The organism is Pseudomonas sp. ANT_H12B, from assembly GCF_008369325.1.
Lineage (GTDB): Bacteria > Pseudomonadota > Gammaproteobacteria > Pseudomonadales > Pseudomonadaceae > Aquipseudomonas.
In genome coordinates, this window is the sequence record NZ_VOBI01000009.1 from 168958 (window position 1) to 190436 (window position 21479).

Annotated in this window: 19 protein-coding genes and 1 tRNA gene; 13 read left to right on the forward strand and 7 right to left on the reverse strand. The window is 48.4% G+C overall.

The features are described 5' to 3' along the window. Positions 1 to 364: 364 nt before the first annotated feature. Positions 365 to 676, reverse strand: a complete 312-nt coding sequence (locus FQ185_RS16025; RefSeq protein ID WP_149418254.1) for a DUF3077 domain-containing protein — start codon at positions 674 to 676, stop codon at positions 365 to 367. Between the two features lie 734 nt (positions 677 to 1410). Between FQ185_RS16025 and FQ185_RS16030 the strand changes: the two genes are divergently transcribed. From FQ185_RS16030 to FQ185_RS16045, 4 genes are all read left to right on the forward strand, one after another. Continuing rightward, on the forward strand, positions 1411 to 2547 hold the full coding sequence (locus tag FQ185_RS16030; protein ID WP_149418255.1) for an ImmA/IrrE family metallo-endopeptidase: 1137 nt from the start codon (positions 1411 to 1413) through the stop codon (positions 2545 to 2547). After that, positions 2544 to 3041, forward strand: a complete 498-nt coding sequence (locus FQ185_RS16035) for a DUF4411 family protein (protein ID WP_149418256.1) — start codon at positions 2544 to 2546, stop codon at positions 3039 to 3041. Before FQ185_RS16030 ends, FQ185_RS16035 begins: the two co-directional genes overlap by 4 nt. Before the next feature lie 122 nt (positions 3042 to 3163). Beyond that, entirely contained in the window at positions 3164 to 4249 is a 1086-nt protein-coding gene (locus FQ185_RS16040) for a hypothetical protein (protein WP_149418257.1), read from the forward strand. An 85-nt stretch (positions 4250 to 4334) separates the two neighbouring features. After that, positions 4335 to 5003: a hypothetical protein gene (locus tag FQ185_RS16045; RefSeq protein ID WP_149418258.1), complete on the forward strand. Its 669-nt coding sequence runs from the start codon at positions 4335 to 4337 to the stop codon at positions 5001 to 5003. Positions 5004 to 5194: 191 nt separating this feature from the next. Here FQ185_RS16045 and FQ185_RS16050 read toward each other — a convergent pair whose 3' ends face one another. Further along, a complete protein-coding gene (locus tag FQ185_RS16050; RefSeq protein WP_149418259.1) occupies positions 5195 to 5524 on the reverse strand; it encodes a hypothetical protein in 330 nt (109 codons plus the stop codon). Between the two features lie 309 nt (positions 5525 to 5833). Here FQ185_RS16050 and FQ185_RS16055 point away from each other — a divergent pair, with 309 nt between their 5' ends. The 3 genes from FQ185_RS16055 (at position 5834) to FQ185_RS16065 (ending at position 9788) form a co-directional block, all read left to right on the forward strand. Beyond that, entirely contained in the window at positions 5834 to 7153 is a 1320-nt protein-coding gene (locus FQ185_RS16055; protein ID WP_149418260.1) for a DUF6538 domain-containing protein, read from the forward strand. A 290-nt stretch (positions 7154 to 7443) separates the two neighbouring features. Further along, positions 7444 to 7815 (forward strand): plasmid mobilization relaxosome protein MobC, encoded by a 372-nt coding sequence (gene mobC / locus FQ185_RS16060; RefSeq protein ID WP_149418261.1) that lies wholly within the window; start codon positions 7444 to 7446, stop codon positions 7813 to 7815. After that, positions 7812 to 9788: a relaxase/mobilization nuclease domain-containing protein gene (locus tag FQ185_RS16065; RefSeq protein WP_149418262.1), complete on the forward strand. Its 1977-nt coding sequence runs from the start codon at positions 7812 to 7814 to the stop codon at positions 9786 to 9788. The genes mobC and FQ185_RS16065 overlap by 4 nt, the downstream gene beginning before the upstream one ends. A 613-nt stretch (positions 9789 to 10401) precedes the next feature. Here FQ185_RS16065 and FQ185_RS16070 read toward each other — a convergent pair. From FQ185_RS16070 to FQ185_RS16085, 4 genes are all read right to left on the reverse strand, one after another. Then, positions 10402 to 11886, reverse strand: coding sequence for a replication endonuclease (locus tag FQ185_RS16070; protein WP_178113545.1), 1485 nt, complete (start codon positions 11884 to 11886; stop codon positions 10402 to 10404). Between the two features lie 898 nt (positions 11887 to 12784). Continuing rightward, a complete protein-coding gene (locus FQ185_RS16075; RefSeq protein ID WP_149418264.1) occupies positions 12785 to 13369 on the reverse strand; it encodes an SHOCT domain-containing protein in 585 nt (194 codons plus the stop codon). 50 nt (positions 13370 to 13419) lie between these two features. Beyond that, a complete protein-coding gene (locus FQ185_RS16080; protein WP_149418265.1) occupies positions 13420 to 13773 on the reverse strand; it encodes a hypothetical protein in 354 nt (117 codons plus the stop codon). Positions 13774 to 14074: 301 nt separating this feature from the next. Further along, positions 14075 to 14159: transfer RNA gene (locus FQ185_RS16085), tRNA-Leu, on the reverse strand. Positions 14160 to 14266: 107 nt separating this feature from the next. Here FQ185_RS16085 and queA point away from each other — a divergent pair. From queA to FQ185_RS16115, 6 genes are all read left to right on the forward strand, one after another. Then, positions 14267 to 15316 carry a tRNA preQ1(34) S-adenosylmethionine ribosyltransferase-isomerase QueA gene (gene queA, locus FQ185_RS16090; RefSeq protein ID WP_074873938.1) on the forward strand — a complete coding sequence of 350 codons (1050 nt, stop codon included), beginning with the start codon at positions 14267 to 14269 and terminating at the stop codon, positions 15314 to 15316. Positions 15317 to 15321: 5 nt separating this feature from the next. After that, a complete protein-coding gene (gene tgt, locus FQ185_RS16095) occupies positions 15322 to 16437 on the forward strand; it encodes a tRNA guanosine(34) transglycosylase Tgt (protein ID WP_161990833.1) in 1116 nt (371 codons plus the stop codon). A gap of 43 nt (positions 16438 to 16480) precedes the next feature. Beyond that, complete coding sequence (gene yajC / locus FQ185_RS16100; protein ID WP_046046023.1) at positions 16481 to 16816, forward strand: preprotein translocase subunit YajC; 336 nt, start codon at positions 16481 to 16483, stop codon at positions 16814 to 16816. A 63-nt stretch (positions 16817 to 16879) separates the two neighbouring features. Then, a complete protein-coding gene (gene secD, locus FQ185_RS16105; RefSeq protein WP_149418266.1) occupies positions 16880 to 18748 on the forward strand; it encodes a protein translocase subunit SecD in 1869 nt (622 codons plus the stop codon). 9 nt (positions 18749 to 18757) lie between these two features. Then, positions 18758 to 19672: a protein translocase subunit SecF gene (secF, locus tag FQ185_RS16110; RefSeq protein ID WP_149418267.1), complete on the forward strand. Its 915-nt coding sequence runs from the start codon at positions 18758 to 18760 to the stop codon at positions 19670 to 19672. A gap of 120 nt (positions 19673 to 19792) precedes the next feature. After that, a complete protein-coding gene (locus FQ185_RS16115) occupies positions 19793 to 20341 on the forward strand; it encodes a glycine zipper 2TM domain-containing protein (RefSeq protein WP_149418268.1) in 549 nt (182 codons plus the stop codon). Between the two features lie 256 nt (positions 20342 to 20597). On the opposite strand, the gene suhB is transcribed toward FQ185_RS16115, so the two are convergent. Beyond that, complete coding sequence (gene suhB, locus FQ185_RS16125) at positions 20598 to 21413, reverse strand: inositol-phosphate phosphatase (protein ID WP_149418269.1); 816 nt, start codon at positions 21411 to 21413, stop codon at positions 20598 to 20600. Positions 21414 to 21479 lie beyond the last annotated feature (66 nt).

Here is a 21479-nt window from a genome sequence, read left to right on the forward strand (position 1 = left end):
TCAGATCCGTGGGCATTCCAGGGAGCAGATGCGTTGATCTATCCCGCTGTAAACCGAAAGCCATTCACCCCGAGCCGAATAACAAAAAGCCCCGAAAAACTTCGAGGCAAATCCAATATCCCAGCCACCCCACAAAACCCCTGTGGGAGCCAGCCTGCTGGCGATAGCGCCAGACCAGACCACATCAATGCTGAAGATGCACCGCAATGACAACCCAGCCACCTAGTTGGGCCAAATAATGCCCGTCAGCTCACCACAATCCCTGTGGGAGCGGGCTTGCCCGCGAAGGCGTTAGCCAAACCAACATAAATGCTGAATCAGCTGCGACCATCGCAAGTCACCCACACCCCACAGGCCTCAAACACTAAGCTTCAGCCTTAGCCCCCGCCCGCTTAGACGCCAGCTCATTATCCCGATCCCGATTCAGCACCTTCACCGCATCATCAACCACCGCCTTACTCATCGCTGTCAAATAATGCGCAGCCCAGGCATGGCGGTCGGTGTCTGTGGCGTAGGCAGCATCTTCGTTCAGCTTCTTGGCGAGAAACAGAAAGTCAGAAGCCATTGATAACGCATCGCCGAGAGGGACGCCGCGAGTGACGTGGAACAGGGCTTGATCCGCGCAGTAGATGGCGGGTGTTAGGCCGATGGTTTTGAGTTCGGGTTGTTCGGTCATTTGCCACCTCCGATGAGGGAGAGGCGGTCGGGGAGAGCGTTACGCGATTGGGAATTGCGTAGAGGGGAAAACCAAATTTCGTACGGATTTGTTCTAGTCATGGGTCAACATCCTTGATTTGAGGAGCTGCCACGAGCCTTCTCACAGGCTTGGGTGACAGCCGTGCGCGGGGTGAGAAACCGGCAATCAAGGCAACCGGTAGACCCGAAGGTCTCCCACGCACAGCCGCCATAAAGCCATATCGCAGACGAAAAAAAACGCCGCGATAGGTTTTGGGGCGCTTTGCGCCTTGATTGTTGCGGGCTCTCACACCCGGTCGCTGAATTGGCAGCGACGGTGGGAGGGTATCGTGGAGACCTCGTTCCTGCAACCTTCGAAATTAATGGGTAACAATCTGGTCAACCACCGCGCAAACTCGGGTGATAAAGGCGCAGTGGCCGGCCGGGGCGTGGCGCACTTCCATCATGAAACGCACTGAAACAAAGTGGCGCCATCCGTCTGCGGGTTACATATTTACGCTTCGGGTCCCTGCGCATTTACCTCATAATCGCCCGCTTCTACCGGTCTTCTCATCGGTAACTCTGCTTCTCTACTAATCTGTAGCCGCTGCCACCAGATTTTTAATAGCCAAGGAGAAAGGCAATGACAGATAACTGGAACAAGCGTCAGTCGGATGCATCTGCAAAGGATGCTCTCGAACGTTTACCAGCCTTGTCTGAATTGCCTGCGACCCTATGAGCCAAGCCGCCTTAGTCAATCCAAGCCTGCTCACCTGGTCTCGTGAGCGCGCAGGTCTCTCCACTGAACAGGTTGCTAAAAAGCTGCCGGTGAAACCTGATCGAGTACAGGAATGGGAGTCTGGCGAGACCAAGCCCACATTCCTTCAGGCTCAAAAGTGGGCGAGTCTCGCTCACATTCCTTTTGGCTTCCTATTTCTTCAGCAGCCTCCCGTCGAACAACTGCCTTTACCTGATCTTCGGACCGTCGGTGGGATTGCGCCGCAACGTCCCAGTCTGGAGTTGTTGGACACCGTCAGGGATTCCATACGTAAGCAGGATTGGTACCTGGAGTATCTGCAAAACCAAGAGCATCAGCCGCTGGCATTTGTGGGTCGCTTCAATAGCCGATCTCAAGTCGCCGAGGTAGTGGACGACATCCGCCGGACCCTCGGCGTGAACCCAGACGCTGCTCGATTGGATTACGACAAGTACAGCCGTGCCTTGATCGAGGCCGCAGAAGCGGCTGGCGTTCTGGTTATGCGCAGTGGCATTGCTCTAGGGAACACTCATCGAAAACTTGAAGTTAGCGAGTTTCGGGGTTTTGCCATCAGTAATGCCTACGCCCCCGTTGTATTCGTCAACAGTTCCGACGCCCCCACCGCCCGGCTGTTCACTTTGCTCCACGAACTGGCCCATATCTGGATTGGTAGCAGCGGAGTGTCTGACGGAAACACCGCCAACGGTCGAGACGAGGAACGATTCTGCAATGCAGTTGCAGGCGAGTTTCTGGCTCCCGAAGCCAAGTTCCGTGCACTTTGGAACGCCAACGTGAACTGGGAAGACAACCTGGCCCCGCTGGCCGCTCGGTTTCACATCAGTAAATTGGCGATCGGTCGCCGCGCATTGGATCTTGGATATCTAAGCCAGGCGCAATACAGCGCTTACTATCGAATGATCCTCAAAACTTTTCAGGATGATAAAGGTGGAGCGGGTGACTATTACCGCAACGCCACTGCGAAAAACAGTCCTCGCCTAAGCAAGGCGGTGCTGACTGAAGCAATGAGTGGCCGGATGCTGCTGCGCGATGCGGGACATTTGCTCGGCGTGCAACCTGCCAAATTAAGGAATCTCGCCAGCAGGATCACGGAATGAACCATTTGCTCGACGCTAACACGCTGATCGAGGCAAAAAATCGTTACTACGGGATGGCTATCTGTCCTGGGTTTTGGCAATGGTTGTTGCTGAAAAATGAAGCGTTGGCCTTATCCAGCATCACCCCAGTAATGGAAGAACTAAACAAGGGGAATGACGAACTGGCTAATTGGGTGAAGGAGAACGCTAGTTTCTTCCACATCACCAACGATGACGCTACCCAAGAAGCATTCGCGCAAGTGGCAGGGCTTGTGGCAGATCAGGCGCCGAGAATGAAGATAGGCGCCATGGAAGAATTTTTAGCGGGAGCAGACCCTTGGCTGATTGCAAAGGCTATGACGACTGGCGCGACTTTAGTGACTCATGAAGTGTTGAATCACCACGCGAAACGTAAATTCATCATTCCAAATATTTGTGAGCAGCTAAACGTTCCGTTTTTGAATACGTTTGAGTTATTGCACAGGCTTGAAGCGAAGTTTGTGTTGCACTCATAGCGTTGCCGCCTCGGGGTCTGATTTTATTGAGTTTCTCGCCATTATCTGGCTTGCTGGCTGAAGTGCGTTTTAAATGTCGGACTTGGTTTAATGTGAATCTTACCTAAGCAAGGAGCGTTAACGTGGATTGGCATCCGGTATTGAGAGAGCTGCACTTGTATGGTGGTGGGCGCGTTCTTAATGGGATGGATCAAACAGCAGGTCTTCGGCCCAATGCGATGAGTGGAAAGTCCGCAAGCTTAAATATAAAAAGCTATGGAAGTTTTTATGGTGACATAAGACGCTTAGGGTTGCAGATTGTTGGGTGTGATTTTTTCCATACGGAAGAGCAGGCGAAGAGTTTCGCTCCCCCAGAGTGGAGGTCTATCAATCTTACAGCTTCTCCAACGTGGCTTTGTGCGGATCAAGGGCATGATTGGTCTTTTATAGCAAATGCTGCATTCTTACAGAGAAGTGGGTTGTTTTACGATATAGCGTCTCGAATTTCCCACCAAATAAGAGCTTGTGAGTGGAGGCTTCGACAGCTATCGGAAGCATACTCTGATCAATTAAATGGGCGTTTACTCTCGAAATCATTCAAAACCAATGACCGCTTTCTTGATGGGCACACCTCATTGTGCTATTTGGCTCTACATTCCTTTTTGGTAGATGCCTGCACCCTAAGAGATTATCTTTCTGAGTTTTATTCTGAGGCAATGATAAGAAAGGATGATCCGTCTGCTAAAAAAATTACCGCTTTAAGTGGCCTATTAAAGGTTTGGCCGTCTCAGCCACCTCAGGATAAAGCAGGTAAAGAACTGAGAGCTTCATCTTTGCCTGATAATTGGCTCTATGAACTGGGCGCGTATCGCGATTTAGTCGTACATGTCGCACCTTTAGCAAACGCCGCTAAAACGCTATTGGCTTTTACGAAAACTATAGAGTTCCAAGGAGAGTTATTGCCTGCTATACAGTTACCTATTCCCATAAAGCCCGCTAAGGTAAAAAATAGCCGAACGACTGGGCAATATTTTGATGATCACGATTTAAATTTTGCGCGGGGTCTGAATTTTATTGAAGATATGGAGTCTTCGAGGGATGCACTTGAGTATGCTCATATCTCTATGCAGCAGCTCGGCGCACTTTGTAGTTCAATTGCTGGTATATCACCGTTTGCGCCTGAGGTTCCATTCATTACACCGATAAACTTTAAGATTACAAAGGGGTGATAAGGCTGTCCCCCATTTTTTTGCGCGGGGCGAAGTATCTTCTGATCCGCAAAGTGCCCGGATCAATCAATTGAAAGGGAAATATATGATCAATGATGAACTCGTTAACGCGGTTACTTGGCATCTTGAGAGCGCCGCATTCTCGGCAACTGAAATCAATGCATTCCGGCCTCCAGCTGATATCTTCCAAATGCGAATGCACTATTCACTCTACGTGACGAACCTTTTGTCGGCAGCTGACATGGTGAAGGACGCACATGGTGAATCCTTTGAAACCGCTATAAGGGAAAGTCTACATGTTGACAATTTTTCAGGAGAGGCCGTTCTCGGTTACCTTCGTGAGCTTCGGAATGGCATCGTGCACAGAGGAATTGATCCTACCGCTGGCGGAGAGGTGATCGACGGAGTGGTTTTTGCGATAGCGCCGCCTCAGGTAGCGAATCGTTCCGGCAACGCCACATTTGCTGCCCCGACCCGGCGATTAGCTGATGTGTTTCGTCATTGCGACACAGCTATGAAGCCTGTACTTGAACGATTTCTTGATCCGATGCTTTTTGCGTTCACCTTGGTTCCGCCAGAGACCTTGCTTGCGGAAGCTCGCGATGCGTTGGGCGCCACAACACACATGCCTGATTGGGCGGCAGAGTTGGCGCGTGAAAATCTTAATGTCGAAATGCTAGCGTCGGCTCGACGCCATCAAAGTGAAAAATTGAGAAGTTTGCTACAGGCGTCCTTCGGCAGTCGATCCACCTAAGACCTTTCCTCGTGGGCCGTCTAGCAATTACTTCTGTGCGACTCGTTTGGAAAAGTGGACATGCTTATTTTCATCGGCGGAAAAGGGGGGAAGTGGACAGATTTAATGTTGGATTATTATTGGATGAGAAATGGCGGCCAACGTCGGTCCGGCTATCGGGCGTTCCCGTTTTTTAGGTCGCCAGCTTTCATTCATTGAATATCTTTCAAGTAATCCTTGAGCGCGATGAGCGGGGCTTCAAATTGTTCCATTGCCCGCGCATTGCTGAAATCAGCTGACAACCGTTGCAACTCTCGCCCTAGCGGCGTATCAGCCCCGCCTATAGCGTCCAGCGCCAAACCCACACAGTGCGCCACCCTAAATTGAATCCCCTCAACATCCCTCCGCCGCACCAGCAACCGAAACACCTCCCGCTCATAATCACTCATGATCGGATCATCCCGCAGAATCGGACTTTCCCCCTCCCTCTCATAAGCCAGCTTGAGGGCGAAAAGGGCAACGGTTTCCAGAGGCAACTCCATTGTGTGAATCCTTGATTCGTTAGCCGAGCGGTTTCGGGTTTCGGGTTGCGGCGTTGAAAGGCAAGATCAAAAGATCGCAGCCTTCGGCAGCTGCTACACCATAGCGGCGGGCGAGCTTACTTTTCTACAGACGAAAAAAAAGGCCTTGCAAAGCAAGACCTTTCTTAATTTTGGTGCCCGAGGGAGACTCGAACTCCCTCAAAAACATCATAAGACCCAGCAGTGCCGCTAGTTTAAAGGCTTGTAGTGGATTTGGGTAGAAATTTTGGGTAGAATTTTGGGTAGAAATGACTAGCTAAGGTTTCTGCTATGACTGATTTTTTAGTTCTGAAATCTGGCACCTACTACGTCCGATTGGACGTTCCAGAAGACGCACGGGAAGCCTTTTCCGGGCGTAAAGTTCTGACTAAAAGTCTCAAAACGGGCAACCGTTCGGAAGCCCATATTTTCAAACTACGATGGTTGCAGCAGTGGAAAACCGAAATCGAAAAAGCCCGAAGGGGTGAAATCGGTAATTTCCGTGATGATGTTCTTCAAATAGTTGAAAAGCATCAAAGGGCAATAAACCAAGATAAAATTAAGGGGAAACCCGCAACCAATGAAACAAAAATGGGTTTTGAAGTAATCCAATATGCACAAGAAAAGAAGTTAAGCATCGACCTTGTTAATGAAGCAATTGATATTGCAGCAGGTCGTTCGGACTACTCACCCAAAACCCCGTTTTTCAAAAGTCGCCTTGATGCGTTCTATAACTATGAGTTAAATCAACGAAAAGTTGACTTGAATACAGTCGATAGACATATAAAGAGAATTAAAGCACTTGATGCGTTTTTGAAAGCTGAGGACTTACTGCTAGATTATGAAGCGGTTGGTTCTTTTTTGATTTCAAAAAATCTTGAAGCTAAAACTAAAAAACAATATCTATTTTCGTTTAATGCATTCTATAATTTCTTGATTAAAAAAGAACCACCCTTTAAAGAGCGTTATCCTATGAACCCATTTAAAAATCATGAACTGAGCCAAGTCCGTCGCGGAACACTTAAAGAGGACGAGAGACGTGCTTTTACTACTGACGAAGTTAATGCCCTGCATAGTAAAGCAATTGAAATGGGAAAGCGTAAGCTAGCGGATTTGATTGAAATTGCCGCTTACACGGGGGCACGGATAGAAGAAATTTGCCGTTTGAAAATATCCTCAGTTGTTAAAGAAGATGGTATTGATTGTTTTCATATCACGGAAGGTAAAACACAAGCATCTGTTCGATTTGTTCCAATTCATCCGGTTCTTATGGAAACGGTCAAACGGCTTGTTAGTTCATCGGACGATGGGTATTTGTTGAAGACAAGCAAAGGCGGGAAGTATGAAACTAAATCGAAAGGTTTAGGCAATCAATTTTCAATTTTCAAAACAGATTTGGGATTTGACAAGAAGTGTGTTTTCCATAGCATTCGGAAAACTGTAATCACTACATTAGAACGTGCAGATGTGAAGAACCTTGTCATCATCTCTTTGGTCGGTCACAAGGCTGATGGATTATTACGAATGACTTTCGATAGATATTCGGAAGGCCCAACCCCATCATCAAAAATGGATGCTGTTAAATATCTGCAATATAAATTTTCAGTATAGTTTTTATTATTATCGTCAATTATAAGGCTGCCATATAAGGTGGCTTTTTTTATGCCTGCTATACACCGCTATATGACCGCTATACGTGTGCTATACGAATACTATAAATATAGAATTCATTCACTCTTGAAAGCATTAAAATATATGCTAACTTATAAGTATAGTGTGAGTTCTTTTGCTACATGCGAGCAATGTAAATGTATAGCACCTCACTTCGTTCGTTGCTTACATTTACGCTCGATTTTTCGCACTACGTTTGAAAAATTAAAATCAACAACTATGAGGAATGTATGAGTGATAATAAAAAACCAAGACAGATGAATGTAAGAATATCCGAAAGTGATTACGAAAAGATTGAGCACGAAAGAAAAATTATACACAAAAGCCAGTCCGGCTTTATTTCCCACATTATCAATAATGGCATCAATTCAATTATTGAAATCACCAATCCTGAACTTAGACAAGACATTGATAAAATTGAAAGGTTTCTGGGCGGATATGGAAACAACCTAAATCAAATAGCTAAAAGTCTAAATGCTAATGAGGCACCCCCTTTTGATATTTTAAAAAGGCTAACTGAACTCGACCAAAACATAACCATACTTACTAAAAAGTTGGACAAATTAAAAAAGGAGACATTAAGAAACGTAGGCAAGTCATGATACGCAAAAAACTCAGCACTCAAAAATCAAAATCGGCCATTTACAAAACGGCCAAGTATTTTAACAAAGCAGATGGGTGCGTATTATTCGAGTCCAACATGCACACGCCTTTGAATGCTTCAAAGAAAGATATTGCGAAAGCAATATCACAATCAATTGAAAGCGATATTACTGACAGCAAGAAAGGTAGAAAGCAATCAGTTAGAACCCAGCACGATGTTGTTAGCTTTCATACGAATGACAATATTACACCAGAGCAAGCCCGAGATATTGCAAAAGAACTTTATGAGGCCACGCACAAACTTTCAAACAGAAAGTATTCGTTAGGCGTTCACATTGATACAGATGAGGTTCATGTTCATATTGTATGGGCAATAAAAGACTTTGATGGTAAATGCTACAACGTCAGCAACGACTATCGCAAGATAGAAAGAGAGTGCGAACATCTAGAAAAGAAACACAACTTGATTGCTCCCAAAAATAGAATATCAAGAGACATTGATACTTTGAACAATAATTCAAAATACAAAGACAAAACAGCGGAGCAAAAGAGAAACTTAATAAATAAAAAATACGCCGACAAAAAACCATCATCAAATGAACGCATGCTTGAAATACGCGGGATTATTTCTAATAAAGAAGAAATGAAGACTGACTTAAAAATTTTCCTGCAACAGTCAAGCTCTCCGAGTGACTTCATAAACAAAATCGCAGATAACGGATACAACGTTATCTATAATGGGAAAACTTCCTTTTCCATTCAACATGAGGACCAGATATTCAAAGCATCCGAGCTTGGCCTATCTTACAAAACACTTAAAGCGAAACTAGGTGATGACAGTGGCTTTGAGCAGACTTTGAAAAATAAGCACAACGTTAAGAAATACGAAGATTGTTCTATTGCTTCCAATGAAGCAGAACCCGACTACATGAAAAAGATTAAACCGAACTCAGTGCTTGCCACCAAGTTCAAGTTTATTCAGCATAGTGACAAGGTTGAATATTTCTATAATTCAGCCAGCAGCAAGAAATCATTCGAGTATTACAAAGACCCGTCAAAAATTTCATTCCATGATTTATCAAGACAGTCAGCAAAGGCTGGCATTCAAAGGCTTGTTGCTGACGCCAAACCACCACAATCATTCACAGTGAATGGCCCTGATTTCTTTAAGAAAAATATATGGCTTGAATTTCAGTTAATGGGATTGGAAGCCAAAGGGTTCAAGCTTGAAGGTTACAAACCTACCCCAGCAGATTTAGACGAATTGAAGAAAATTCAGGAGCAATATGCTTCGATGAATAAGAGGCCAGAACCAAAACCACAACCAGTACCAGAAGCCCCAACGGTGGCCGTAGAAGCACCTAAGCCAGTTGAGCCTGTCATTGCTCCACCCGTCATACCTACACCTGTTCAAACCACACCAGAGAAGCCAGCAGAACCAACAAAGCAGGTTGAACAAGAACAGATTGCAGCCACCGATGACGGCTTGATAGATGAGTTGATGAGCGAGTTTGAAGCTCCCAACCATATACCAGTCGCACAAGCTCCTAAGGAAGCCATAGAACCGTCAAAATCAGCCGAGCCTGTCGTAGACCTTTACACACCGATGGAACCAGAGCCGCTTCCAGAACCTGAAAGCGATAAGGTTGAAGGTGACTATTCAACATATTCTAATGATGAGCTCGTGGAAGTATTTGAAGGTATACAGAAAAAGCTTGAAAAAACACTATTTACTGGAAACAGTAAAAGCGACATTGCGGGCCATAGATACATGGACAAACAAAATCTTATCTATGAGAGAAAAGGTGAAATTAAACGCCAATATAATTTAAGACAGGATTTTTATAAGATGTTTGATGAAATTAGTGAAAGAGACCCAACGGCAGCAAAACAGCTTGAACAAGCTTTTAAAGCACAGATGGCAAACAAAAGAGCGGTAACGTTTGACTTAAAACCGCAGTTAAATAAATAGACCCAATAGGGCTTTTTATTTGTTAATTCTTTCAAATTTCCTTATTGGCACCTTGATTGATACCTCATCTTTAAATCCATCACTATCGTAGGATTTCAGGTATTGCTCAATGCAGTCATTGATGTATCGGGACATAGGGAAATCATTCATTTTGGCTATCTCTTGAAAGCGTTGCATTGTGTCCTTCTCTGATTTAAGCAGGTATCTGTTTGTCTTGTTGCTCTTCATATTGTTCTCGGCTGTTTATATATCAATTAGAGCATAAATTTCAACCAAGTCAATAATGTATATACTTGCAATAAGAAAAACCAGCATTTGCTGGCTTGATTATTGTTCTCTTAAACACTCATCTTGATATTTATAGGGCACATTGCTTTGGTTTACCAGCACTTTAAACTCGCAATCCACCGTATCAAAGAGCAAATGATACTCGCTACTACTATGCAAGCTACTAATGTTTTTATACATCTCAGTAAGTCCCAATTGCTTAATAAGTCTTAAAACTTTCTTTTTCCCACTCGCCATCCTAATTAGTTCCATAATTTATCCCCCGGTCTGTTAGTTATAACATAACATGCCGTTGTCACAAATCAATACATTAGTATATATTTATTTATGCAGTTTCAACATCTAACCAGTCAGCGGGCACAACCTTGCAGGTTGCTTTTATGTTTATAACTTCATCACTTGTCATATCTAAAATATATTTACCTACTAGACTTTTTCCAAATACATCACCCAGCAAATCATTTTTCATGATTTGTATTTCACTAAATACTCTCTTTATTTTGAGTTTTCCATTAACAAACATAGAGAACCCTATGAAGTCATTTGTTTTAACAAACACGAACGCCTTGTCTATTGTTTCGTTTTTACCTTTTAGAAATGGTTTCCTTTTCAACTCTCTCCACAGCGATAATGTATTTTTAACGCCGAACATCGCATATCTACGAACAGACCACAACGCTTGAACCGCTCTAACTTTTTTGTGGTTTGATATTTCCAGTTTATCAACATTTAACACGCCACCTTTCAACTCGAAATCCATGTTGAATGACTTAGTTAGATACTTCATCACATATGATGTTGCCTTACTTTTCTTTGTGTCTATTTCTTCAATTCTAACGGCATTCTCCGAGTGTCTAAAATGCTTGTTAATCAATACAATCAATTCATCAAAATGTTTCTTGTTAACATACATTAAAGCGTGTTTATGAAAGCACTGGTCTTTGTGCGGCTCGACCGCCCAGAAACCGTTCATCTCAATCTTATGTCTATGGACGTCTTTTCTAAAAGCATTCCATAAGCCTTTCAAGTAATCATTGCTTTCTTTTGGAGTTGAACCATCCCAAGAACTCACGCCCTTTGATGGCTTTGGGTGAAATCTAGCGGGTGCAGTGAACGTGATGAAAAGAGGCTTGTAATCAAGTTGTTTGGCGTATAAGTCCAATGAAGTAACTTGAATAAATATCTCAGCAAATCTTTGTTTTTCAGTGCTCGCTATCTTTGATAAAGGGACTTTCTTTTTGTTCTCATAAACCACAGAGTTTTTCATGATGTAATCAAGTTGTTTGGCTTCGTCCGCTTCTCTATCTCGAACAACTTCATCGCTACAAATTTCATAGTCACGACCAGCACCAATCATCCCCAACTTCAATTTGTAGAGTTCATTCCTTTGTTTTTGTATTCTTTTAATCTGCGTTTTCAGCTTCTTTTCATCAGCTATGTTTATCAATTTATCTTTGAGCGTTGAGCCTTTAATATCCTTTATTTTAATGCCGTATCCGATGTTCCATTCAGGGTTTACATATGGGAATACAGCACCAAAAACGCCGTCATTATTATTGAGGTTTCTTTGTTTAACTATAAGAAGGTCTTGTATGTTATCGAACACAAATGAGATATTTTTGACAACTTCATTTAATTCGCTGCTTTTGCAAATGGAATACTTTTCTTGTATTTTCCAGCAAGTGTATTCAGGGCATTGTGAAACCCAATTGAATTTCTCTTTAATATGGCGAATTTCTTTCGCAATACTTCCGACTTTTCTTTTTGATGAGTTGTTATTCTTGTTGTCCAAGTTTTCTTTTAAAGCCATATTCCTTTCAATTGCATTCTCAAAGAAATACTGACGCTCACATTCTTTTAAGAAGAATTCGATGTTTGCTTTGTCAGTGGATATCCTTTGAGGTATAAAAATCATATATGTATTTTAAGTTTATACATACACATATATCATGAGATTTTTATAAGTCAAATATAGATATACGTTTTATTGAATTCACCCTCAATAGAAAGCCAAGTCAAGAACGTTCAAAAAAACCCATAAAATCAACTTGCGACACTTATTTAAGAGTTATCCAAGAAGAACAAAAACAAAGCCCGCCCTAACAGGCGAAAAGCATCTGGGAGTTGCGAACTAAGTTCGCATATAAAACCAAAGGCATTTTGAGCAGCAAAACTTTCAAAAATCAAAACTTATGAAATTGCCGTTTTTAGGTGATTTGTTATCTTGTGCGTATGTTAATACAGAGAATTAAAAGACGCCGTTTTTTGCCTGTTTCTGTTAACGCACTAATAAAGTGCATTTGGTTTTTTCTACGGTTTTATGTGATTTTTTGAGTTTTCATTTTTTTTGACAGTCGTTTTTTGGCTCAAAATCAATGAAAAACTCTGTCAATAGCAAAATGAAAATAAATATAAGGTTCGACCTTAATCATCAAATAGAGGTCAACGCTAGGTTTCTAAAAAACTTCAAACTTCTAATTTTGACCTCACCCCGAGAGGGTTCGAAATGAGGCAGTAAAACATTTAGCGTTCTACCCTAATGGCTTTCCGCTCCTTTTGCAGCGGAGCGACCACCAAATGGCGAGCCACTGCACGCCCCGCTTTTGTCTGGTCATTCATCATTCTTGAACAATCGACCTGTTCGGTAGAAAACGCGTCAATTTGGCCTATTTGAACACGGTAGCTATCAATATTTATAAGGTTCCCAATTAGCCTCGTTGAAGTAGTTTTTTCCTTGCATCATTAAACTCTTGCTCGCTTATGTGCCCGTCTTCTTTTAATTTAGCCCATTTAATAAGTTCATCAGCAACAGAAAATGACTTCAGTCTTTCTCCTTTTATTATATCTATGTCCTCAAAGCCGCCTTGCAGGGTAATTTTTTTAGGCTTGTTAGTAAATATTCCATTATTCGCAACCCAGTCCGTGTGTGATGCAAGTGGTGACAGAAATAGTTTATTGACCAGCAATATATAAATAATCGCGATACCAGCAAACGCCAATGAAATAATAAATTCTGCACCGTCCCTATCATATCTATCTTTTGCCCCTAAGGTTGTCGCGTAATACATCGCAAACAACGCGGCTACTCCGAGAGCTAAAAATACATAACATTTGTAATTTCTGACGGCTGTTTCGATATGAGAGAAATCGTTATTCTTTTTCATCATAAACGTGCCAAAAATAAGAAATAACGCTGGAATTATTCCCACGATAAAAAATATCGTTGGCAACATCGCTAAGACAAAAATCATTATTTTACTTTGCTCGGCACTACTTAATGGTTTCGCACTCATGTTGCCCCCTTAATAATTTCAGTTTGAGATACCTTATAATCATCCAAGACTTAATTCTTATTTAAAAAAACCGTCAGCATTTGAACTGCTATGATAATTATCGACCACCAGATAAATATCTTTCGCCTAGTGGAAGGGGTTCTCTTATTTTTAAACGCAGAGATGACCGCGACATTGATAGCTGGTGCAAACATGCTACCTCCAATCGCTTCCGCTATATATTCACGAAACACCTGTGGGACGCTGACAATCTTTGTGATGTTATAAAACCCAAAATCCTTACTTGTGATTGCGACAAACACAACAATAAATGACAACACACTTAGTGCAATTGCAAGCGTTAATGAGACAGCTTTCTGTTCCTTATCAAGCGTTGTATCCATTTCTTGCCTCACACCTGTCATGTGGCTTTCCTTGCGTGGTGGCGTTTTGCCTAGGCTAATCCTCGCCTGAGCCACACATCTACGCAACCCATGGTTGACCCTTTTACGCACTGCTGCGGAGCCGCAGCACGTCAAACGGTCTGGATCAGAAAGGATGGCTTGAACGTACAGTCTCTCGCGTGAATGCAAAGCAAGAAGACCACTGCCGGGAGGCAGTTTTTCCCAAGAAAAGGGTATGAGAAGGGTAGATTTTTTGGATAGAAAAAGGGGTAGAAATTTCTTTCTACCCCTTCTCTAAGTCCTTGATTTACAAGGAAAATGTTGGTGCCCCGAGGGAGACTCGAACTCCCACTTCTTGCGAAAACGGATTTTGAATCCGCCGCGTCTACCAATTCCGCCATCAGGGCTCAATGGCGGCGAAGTATAGAGATGAGATAACCGTCGGTCAATCAGGTACATGGAGAATTTTTGATATTTCCGCTAGACTTCCCGGCCCTGCTAGACGAACCCCATCATGCGCGTTGCTGACTTTACCTTCGAGCTCCCTGATTCGCTGATCGCCCGCCATCCTTTGGCCGAGCGTCGCAACAGTCGCCTGTTGACCCTTGATGGGGTCAGCGGCGCCCTGGCACACCGTCAATTCACTGATTTGCTTGAGCATTTGCGCCCGGGCGATTTGATGGTGTTCAACAATACCCGGGTGATTCCGGCGCGGCTGTTTGGCCAGAAGGCTTCCGGCGGCAAGCTGGAAATTCTGGTGGAGCGGGTGCTGGACAGTCATCGCGTGCTGGCCCATGTGCGCTCCAGCAAATCGCCGAAGCCGGGGTCGAAGATCCTGATTGATGGCGGTGGCGAAGCCGAGATGCTGGCGCGCCATGACGCGTTGTTCGAGTTGGGGTTCGCCGAAGAGGTGTTGCCGCTGCTTGATCGCGTTGGGCACATGCCGTTGCCTCCTTATATAGACCGTCCGGATGAAGGCTCGGACCGCGAGCGTTATCAGACGGTCTATGCCGAGCGTTTGGGCGCAGTGGCGGCGCCGACGGCGGGGCTGCATTTCGATCAGCCGTTGATGGAGGCGATTGCCGCCAAGGGCGTCGAGACGGCGTTCGTGACCTTGCACGTCGGTGCGGGTACGTTCCAGCCGGTGCGCGTCGAGAAAATCGAAGATCACCACATGCACAGCGAATGGCTGGAAGTCGGCCAGGACGTGGTCGATGCCGTCGAAGCCTGCCGTGCTCGCGGTGGTCGTGTGGTGGCCGTGGGGACCACCAGCGTGCGTTCCCTGGAAAGTGCCGCGCGCGATGGTGTGCTCAAGCCGTTCAGTGGCGACACCGACATCTTTATTTACCCGGGCCGCCCGTTTCATGTGGTCGATGCCCTGGTCACCAACTTCCATTTGCCCGAATCCACGCTGTTGATGCTGGTTTCGGCGTTTGCCGGTTATCCCGAAGCCATGGCTGCCTATAAAGCAGCGGTGGAGCATGGTTACCGCTTTTTCAGCTACGGTGATGCGATGTTTATCACCCGTAATCCGGCGCCACGCGGCCCTGAGGAAACAGTATGAGTCGTATGTCGTTTGAGTTACTTGCTACCGACGGCAAGGCTCGTCGCGGTCGTTTGACCTTCCCGCGCGGTACCGTCGAGACCCCGGCCTTCATGCCAGTGGGCACGTATGGCACGGTCAAGGGCATGTTGCCGCGGGATATCACCGCCACGGGCGCGGAAATCATTCTGGGTAACACCTTCCACTTGTGGCTGCGTCCTGGCACCGAAGTGATCAAGAAACACGGCGACCTGCACGATTTCATGCAGTGGAAAGGCCCGATTCTGACCGACTCCGGCGGTTTCCAGGTGTTCAGCCTGGGCGCGATGCGCAAGATCAAGGAGGAGGGCGTGACCTTCGCTTCTCCTGTCGATGGCGCAAAAGTGTTCATGGGCCCGGAAGAGTCGATGCAGGTCCAGCGTGATCTGGGCTCGGACATCGTGATGATCTTTGACGAATGCACCCCGTACCCAGCCGACGAAGACGTCGCGCGGGTATCGATGGAGCTGTCGTTGCGGTGGGCCAAGCGTTCGAAAGAAGCCCATGGCGACAACACGGCGGCGCTGTTCGGCATCGTTCAGGGCGGTATGCACCAGGATTTGCGCATGCGCTCCCTGGAAGGTCTCGACAATATCGGCTTCGATGGTCTGGCCATTGGCGGTCTGTCGGTGGGCGAGCCGAAGCACGAGATGATCAAGGTGCTGGATTACCTGCCGGGCCAGATGCCGGCTGACAAACCTCGTTACCTTATGGGCGTTGGCAAACCGGAAGATCTGGTTGAGGGTGTGCGCCGCGGTGTGGACATGTTCGATTGCGTGATGCCAACCCGTAATGCCCGCAATGGGCATCTGTTCATTGATACAGGCGTGCTGAAGATCCGTAACGCGTTCCATCGCCATGATGATTCGCCGCTGGATCCGACCTGCGATTGCTACACCTGCCAGAACTTCTCCCGTGCTTATCTGCACCATCTGGACAAGTGTGGCGAAATGCTGGGTAGCATGTTGAATACCATCCACAATTTGCGCCATTACCAGGTGCTTATGGCTGGTTTGCGCGAGGCTATTCAACAGGGTACATTGGCCGCCTTTGTCGATGCCTTCTACGCCAAACGCGGGTTACCTGTTCCGCCTTTGGACTGAGTTTTCTGACCCCAAGATTCAACATTTGCAACTGGAGTGCTAAATGAGCTTTTTTATCTCTAATGCCATGGCTGACGCTGCTGCACCTGCTGCAGGCCCAATGGGCGGCGGCTTTGAGTGGATTTTCCTGGTCGGTTTCCTGGTCATCTTCTACCTGATGATCTGGCGTCCGCAGGCTAAACGCGCCAAAGAGCAGAAGAACCTGCTGGGCAGCCTGCAAAAAGGTGACGAAGTTGTGACCACCGGTGGTATCGCCGGCAAGATCACTAAAGTGGCAGACGACTTTGTTGTTCTGGAAGTTTCCGACACCATCGAAATGAAGTTCCAGAAAGGCGCCATTGCCGCCACGCTGCCAAAAGGCACGCTAAAAGCGATCTAAGTTTCAACTTCTACTCAATCGACGGGGCGCGCAAGGCGCCCCGCGTCATAAGCGGGCGGCGTGATGCTGAACAAATACCCTCTGTGGAAATACATTCTGATCCTGGCGGTGCTAGCGGTCGGTCTGATTTATTCCGCTCCCAATCTATATCCTGATGACCCGGCCATTCAGGTCAGCGGTGCAAGCACTTCGCTGCAGGTCAATCAGGCTGATCTGGATCGTGTGAGCGCAGCGCTCAAGGAATCCGGGATCAACGTCAAGGCTGCCACCCTGGCGGAAAACGGCAAGGGCGGTCTGATTCGTCTGACCAAGGCTGAAGACCAGCTACCTGCCAAAGACGTTGTGCGCAAGGCATTGGGTGATGACTACGTCGTTGCACTGAACCTGGCACAAACCACCCCGCAATGGCTGCGCAGCCTGGCCGCGCACCCGATGAAGCTGGGTCTGGACTTGTCCGGTGGTGTGCACTTCCTGCTGGAAGTGGACATGGACAAAGCCCTCGACGCTCGCTTGAAAGTGTACGAAGGCGATGTGAAGAGCCTGTTGCGTAAAGAGAAACTGCGCTATCGCAGCCTGCCGCAACTCAACGGTGCCATTCAGTTGGGCTTCACTGATGAAGCAGCCCGCGAACAAGCCCGTGCGCTGATCCGCAAGAGCTTCAACGATTTCGATATTGTTCCGGCCGACCTCAATGGGCAACCGGTACTGCGTCTGGCGATGACCCCGGCCAAGCTGGCGGAAATCCGTGAATACTCCATCAAGCAGAACTTGACCACGGTACGTAACCGCGTCAACGAGCTGGGTGTTGCCGAGCCAATCGTTCAGCGTCAGGGCGCCAACCGCATCGTGGTTGAGCTGCCGGGCGTGCAGGACACCGCCGAAGCCAAGCGTATCCTCGGCAAGACGGCCAACCTTGAGTTCCGTCTGGCCGCCGAGCCAGGCGCTTCGAAAGCCACTTCCGAAACCTTCGAGTTCCGTGAAGGCAATCGTCCGCCCGCACAGATCGAGCGCGGCTTGATCATCACAGGCGACCAGGTGACTGACGCCAAGGCTGGCTTTGGCGAGCAAGGCACGCCGGAAGTGAACATCCGTCTGGATGGCCACGGTGGCGAGCTGATGAGTCGTGCGACTCGCAGCAACGTCGGTCGCAGTATGGCTGTGATCTTTATCGAGCAGCGCCCGGTTACCTCTTACGTCAAGCAAGTGGTTAACGGCGTCGAGAAAGAAGTGCCGGTCCAGACGTTCAAGGAAGAGAAAAAGATCATCAGCCTGGCGACCATCCAGTCGCCGCTGGGTGCTCAGTTCCGCATCACAGGCCTGAACGGTCAGGGCGAGTCGTCCGAACTGGCGCTGCTGCTGCGTGCCGGTGGTCTGGCTGCACCGATGTACTTCGCTGAAGAGCGCACCATCGGCCCAAGCCTGGGTGCCGACAACATCATCAAAGGTATCGATGCATCGCTGTGGGGCATGCTGTTTGTCTCGCTGTTCATCATCGCCATCTACCGCTTCTTCGGCATCATCGCCACCGTTGCGCTGGCGGTGAACATGGTGCTGCTGCTGGCCCTGATGTCGCTGCTGGGTGCAACGCTGACCCTGCCGGGTATCGCCGGTATCGTGTTGACCATGGGTATGGCTGTCGACGCCAACGTTCTGATCTTCTCGCGGATACGTGAAGAGATCGCGGCGGGCATGACCGTACAACGGGCAATCAACGAAGGCTTCGGCCGGGCATTCACCGCGATTCTCGACGCCAACCTGACAACCTTGTTGGTCGGCGGGATTCTCTTTGCGATGGGCACCGGCCCGGTCAAAGGCTTCGCAGTGACTATGTCCCTCGGGATCTTTACCTCGATGTTCACGGCCATCATGGTGACCCGCGCGATGGTCAACCTGATCTTCGGCGGTCGTGACTTCAAGAAGTTGTGGATTTAAGGGGCTGCCATGTTACGTACAATCAACTTCATGGGCGTTCGCAACTTTGCGTTCGGCGTCACATTGTTCCTCACGGCATTGGCATTGTTCAGTGTCGCCACCAAGGGCATGAACTGGGGCCTGGACTTCACCGGCGGTACGCTCATTGAGCTGACCTACGAGCGTCCGGCCGACGTCACCAAGGTGCGTGAGCAGCTGGTTACATCGGGTTATAACGATGCGGTCGTTCAGAGCTTCGGTGCGACTACCGATTTGCTGGTGCGTATGCCAGGTGAAGACCCGCAGCTGGGTCATCAAGTGGCAGAAGCGCTGTTGAAGGTCGGCGGCGACAACCCGGCGACGGTCAAACGCGTCGAATTCGTCGGCCCTCAGGTCGGTGAAGAACTGCGCGACCAAGGCGGCCTCGGCATGCTGATGGCGCTTGGCGGCATCCTGATCTACCTGGCTTTCCGCTTTCAGTGGAAGTTTGCGGTCGGTGCCATCGTTTCGCTGATCCACGACGTGATCGTGACCATCGGTATCCTGTCGTTCTTCCAGATCACCTTTGACCTGACGGTGTTGGCAGCGGTGCTGGCGATTATCGGTTACTCGCTCAACGACACCATTGTGGTGTTCGACCGGGTTCGTGAGAACTTCCGCGTATTGCGCAAGGCGACCCTGATCGAGAATATCAACATCTCGACCACGCAAACCCTGTTGCGGACCATGGCGACGTCGATCTCCACCTTACTGGCGATTGCGGCCCTGTTGTTCTTCGGTGGCGATAACCTGTTCGGCTTCTCTATCGCTCTGTTTATCGGTGTGTTGGCGGGTACCTACTCGTCGATCTACATCGCCAACGTGGTGCTGATCTGGCTGAACCTGAGCACCGAGGATCTGGTTCCTGCAGTGGCTACCGATACGGAAGTCGACGACCGCCCATAACGGCTATCGTTTTCCAGCTGTCAGCCGAAAAGGCGCGAGTATTGAACTCGCGCCTTTTTTTATGCTCCAAGGCTGGGAGAAGCGCGGGCATGTCCCGCATGTGATGGTCAGGAGGTTCATGTGAACAAGTCGATGCTGGTTGGTGCAGTATTGGGTGCTGTTGGTGTAACTGCTGGGGGTGCTGTTGCCACCTACAAGCTGGTTAATAGCGGCCCTGAGTATGCGCAAGTTCTAGCCGTTGAACCGGTCAAGACACAAATCAAGACGCCACGTGAAGTGTGCAAGGACGTAGCAGTAACCCGGCAGGCGCCGGTCAAAGATCAACACCAGATCGCCGGTACGGTGGTGGGTGCGCTGGCAGGCGGTCTGCTGGGTAACCAGATCGGCGGCGGCACCGGCAAGAAGATCGCCACGGTCGCGGGCGCTGTCGGTGGGGGTTATGCCGGCAACAAGGTTCAGGAGGGCATGCAGGAGCGTGATACCTACACCACGACCCAAACCCGTTGTAATACGGTGAATGACATCAGTGACAAGGTTGTGGGTTACGACGTGCGTTATTCACTGGATGGCAAGGAAGGTAAAGTGCGGATGGATCGCGATCCGGGCAACCAGATTCCGGTCGACAAGGAAGGCAAGCTTGTACTGTCACAGAACGAGCCGGCTCAGTAAATAGCTGAAATTCAGAGTCAAAAAGAAGCACCCTGCGAGGTGCTTTTTTTGTGCCCGGAATGCTGATTTGAAGCCAAACATAAGACCCTGTGGGAACGGGCTTGCCCGCGATAGCGGTGTGTCAGTCGGCGACTATGGTGCAGGTTATGCCGTCATCGCGGGCAAGCCCGCTCCCACAGGGATCTGCGGTGTTCTTCGGGTGGAATTCCAGGCATAAAAAAAGCACCCCAAGGGTGCTTTTTTTGTGGCCGGGCGCTTAACGCTTCAGCGAGGGCGGCAGGTGCGGCTGGATGGCCGTCAGTACTGCTTTGAAGCATTTGGTGTTGCCGGCAACGACGTGGCCTTTCTCAAGGAAGTCGTGGCCGCCGGTGAAGTCGCTCACCAAGCCGCCAGCTTCCTGGATCAGCAGGGCGCCCGCAGCCATGTCCCACTCGGACAGGCCCGACTCCCAGAAGGCGTCGAAACGGCCGGCTGCTACGTAAGCCAGGTCCAGGCTCGCCGAGCCAGCGCGGCGGATGCCGGCGGTCTGGCCAACCAGGGCGCGGAACATGCCCAGGTAGTTGTCGAGGTTGTCCATTTGGTCATCGCGGAACGGGAAGCCGGTACCCAGCAGGGCGCCGTCCAGACTGGTGCGGCCGCTGACGCGCAGACGACGACCGTTCAGTTGAGCGCCGCGACCACGGCTGGCGGTGAATTCTTCCTGGCGAACCGGGTCCAGAACCACAGCGTGTTCCAGGCGACCGCGGTATTTGCAGGCGATGCTGACAGCGAAGTGAGGAATGCCGCGCAGGAAGTTGGTGGTGCCGTCCAGCGGATCGATGATCCACAGGTACTCTTCGCCTTCGCCGCTACCCGGGTGCATGCCGGTTTCTTCACCGAGAATGCCGTGGGTAGGGTAGGCCTTGCGAAGCGCGTCGATGATCTTCTGCTCGGCGGCGCGATCCACCTCGGATACGTAATCCTTGGCGTCTTTTTCGTCGACCTTGATGGTATCCAGGCGCTCGATGGAGCGGAAGATCAATTCACTGGCGCTGCGGGCGGCGCGCAGCGCGATATTCAGCATGGGCTGCATGGATGTGTCACCTAAGGTTGTTAAAGAAAGCCGGGCATTCTATCAGAAAGTTTCTACAGGTGAAGG

What these genes read in the sequence shown, in the direction of transcription:
- FQ185_RS16025 (WP_149418254.1), bottom strand. Translation starts at nt 676, where the DNA reads ATGACCGAACAACCCGAACTCAAAACCATCGGCCTAACACCCGCCATC.
- FQ185_RS16030 (WP_149418255.1), top strand. Translation starts at nt 1,411, where the DNA reads ATGAGCCAAGCCGCCTTAGTCAATCCAAGCCTGCTCACCTGGTCTCGT.
- FQ185_RS16035 (WP_149418256.1), top strand. Translation starts at nt 2,544, where the DNA reads ATGAACCATTTGCTCGACGCTAACACGCTGATCGAGGCAAAAAATCGT.
- FQ185_RS16045 (WP_149418258.1), top strand. Translation starts at nt 4,335, where the DNA reads ATGATCAATGATGAACTCGTTAACGCGGTTACTTGGCATCTTGAGAGC.
- FQ185_RS16050 (WP_149418259.1), bottom strand. Translation starts at nt 5,524, where the DNA reads ATGGAGTTGCCTCTGGAAACCGTTGCCCTTTTCGCCCTCAAGCTGGCT.
- FQ185_RS16055 (WP_149418260.1), top strand. Translation starts at nt 5,834, where the DNA reads ATGACTGATTTTTTAGTTCTGAAATCTGGCACCTACTACGTCCGATTG.
- mobC (WP_149418261.1), top strand. Translation starts at nt 7,444, where the DNA reads ATGAGTGATAATAAAAAACCAAGACAGATGAATGTAAGAATATCCGAA.
- FQ185_RS16065 (WP_149418262.1), top strand. Translation starts at nt 7,812, where the DNA reads ATGATACGCAAAAAACTCAGCACTCAAAAATCAAAATCGGCCATTTAC.
- FQ185_RS16070 (WP_178113545.1), bottom strand. Translation starts at nt 11,886, where the DNA reads ATGGCTTTAAAAGAAAACTTGGACAACAAGAATAACAACTCATCAAAA.
- FQ185_RS16075 (WP_149418264.1), bottom strand. Translation starts at nt 13,369, where the DNA reads ATGAGTGCGAAACCATTAAGTAGTGCCGAGCAAAGTAAAATAATGATT.
- FQ185_RS16080 (WP_149418265.1), bottom strand. Translation starts at nt 13,773, where the DNA reads ATGACAGGTGTGAGGCAAGAAATGGATACAACGCTTGATAAGGAACAG.
- queA (WP_074873938.1), top strand. Translation starts at nt 14,267, where the DNA reads ATGCGCGTTGCTGACTTTACCTTCGAGCTCCCTGATTCGCTGATCGCC.
- tgt (WP_161990833.1), top strand. Translation starts at nt 15,322, where the DNA reads ATGTCGTTTGAGTTACTTGCTACCGACGGCAAGGCTCGTCGCGGTCGT.
- yajC (WP_046046023.1), top strand. Translation starts at nt 16,481, where the DNA reads ATGAGCTTTTTTATCTCTAATGCCATGGCTGACGCTGCTGCACCTGCT.
- secD (WP_149418266.1), top strand. Translation starts at nt 16,880, where the DNA reads ATGCTGAACAAATACCCTCTGTGGAAATACATTCTGATCCTGGCGGTG.
- secF (WP_149418267.1), top strand. Translation starts at nt 18,758, where the DNA reads ATGTTACGTACAATCAACTTCATGGGCGTTCGCAACTTTGCGTTCGGC.
- suhB (WP_149418269.1), bottom strand. Translation starts at nt 21,413, where the DNA reads ATGCAGCCCATGCTGAATATCGCGCTGCGCGCCGCCCGCAGCGCCAGT.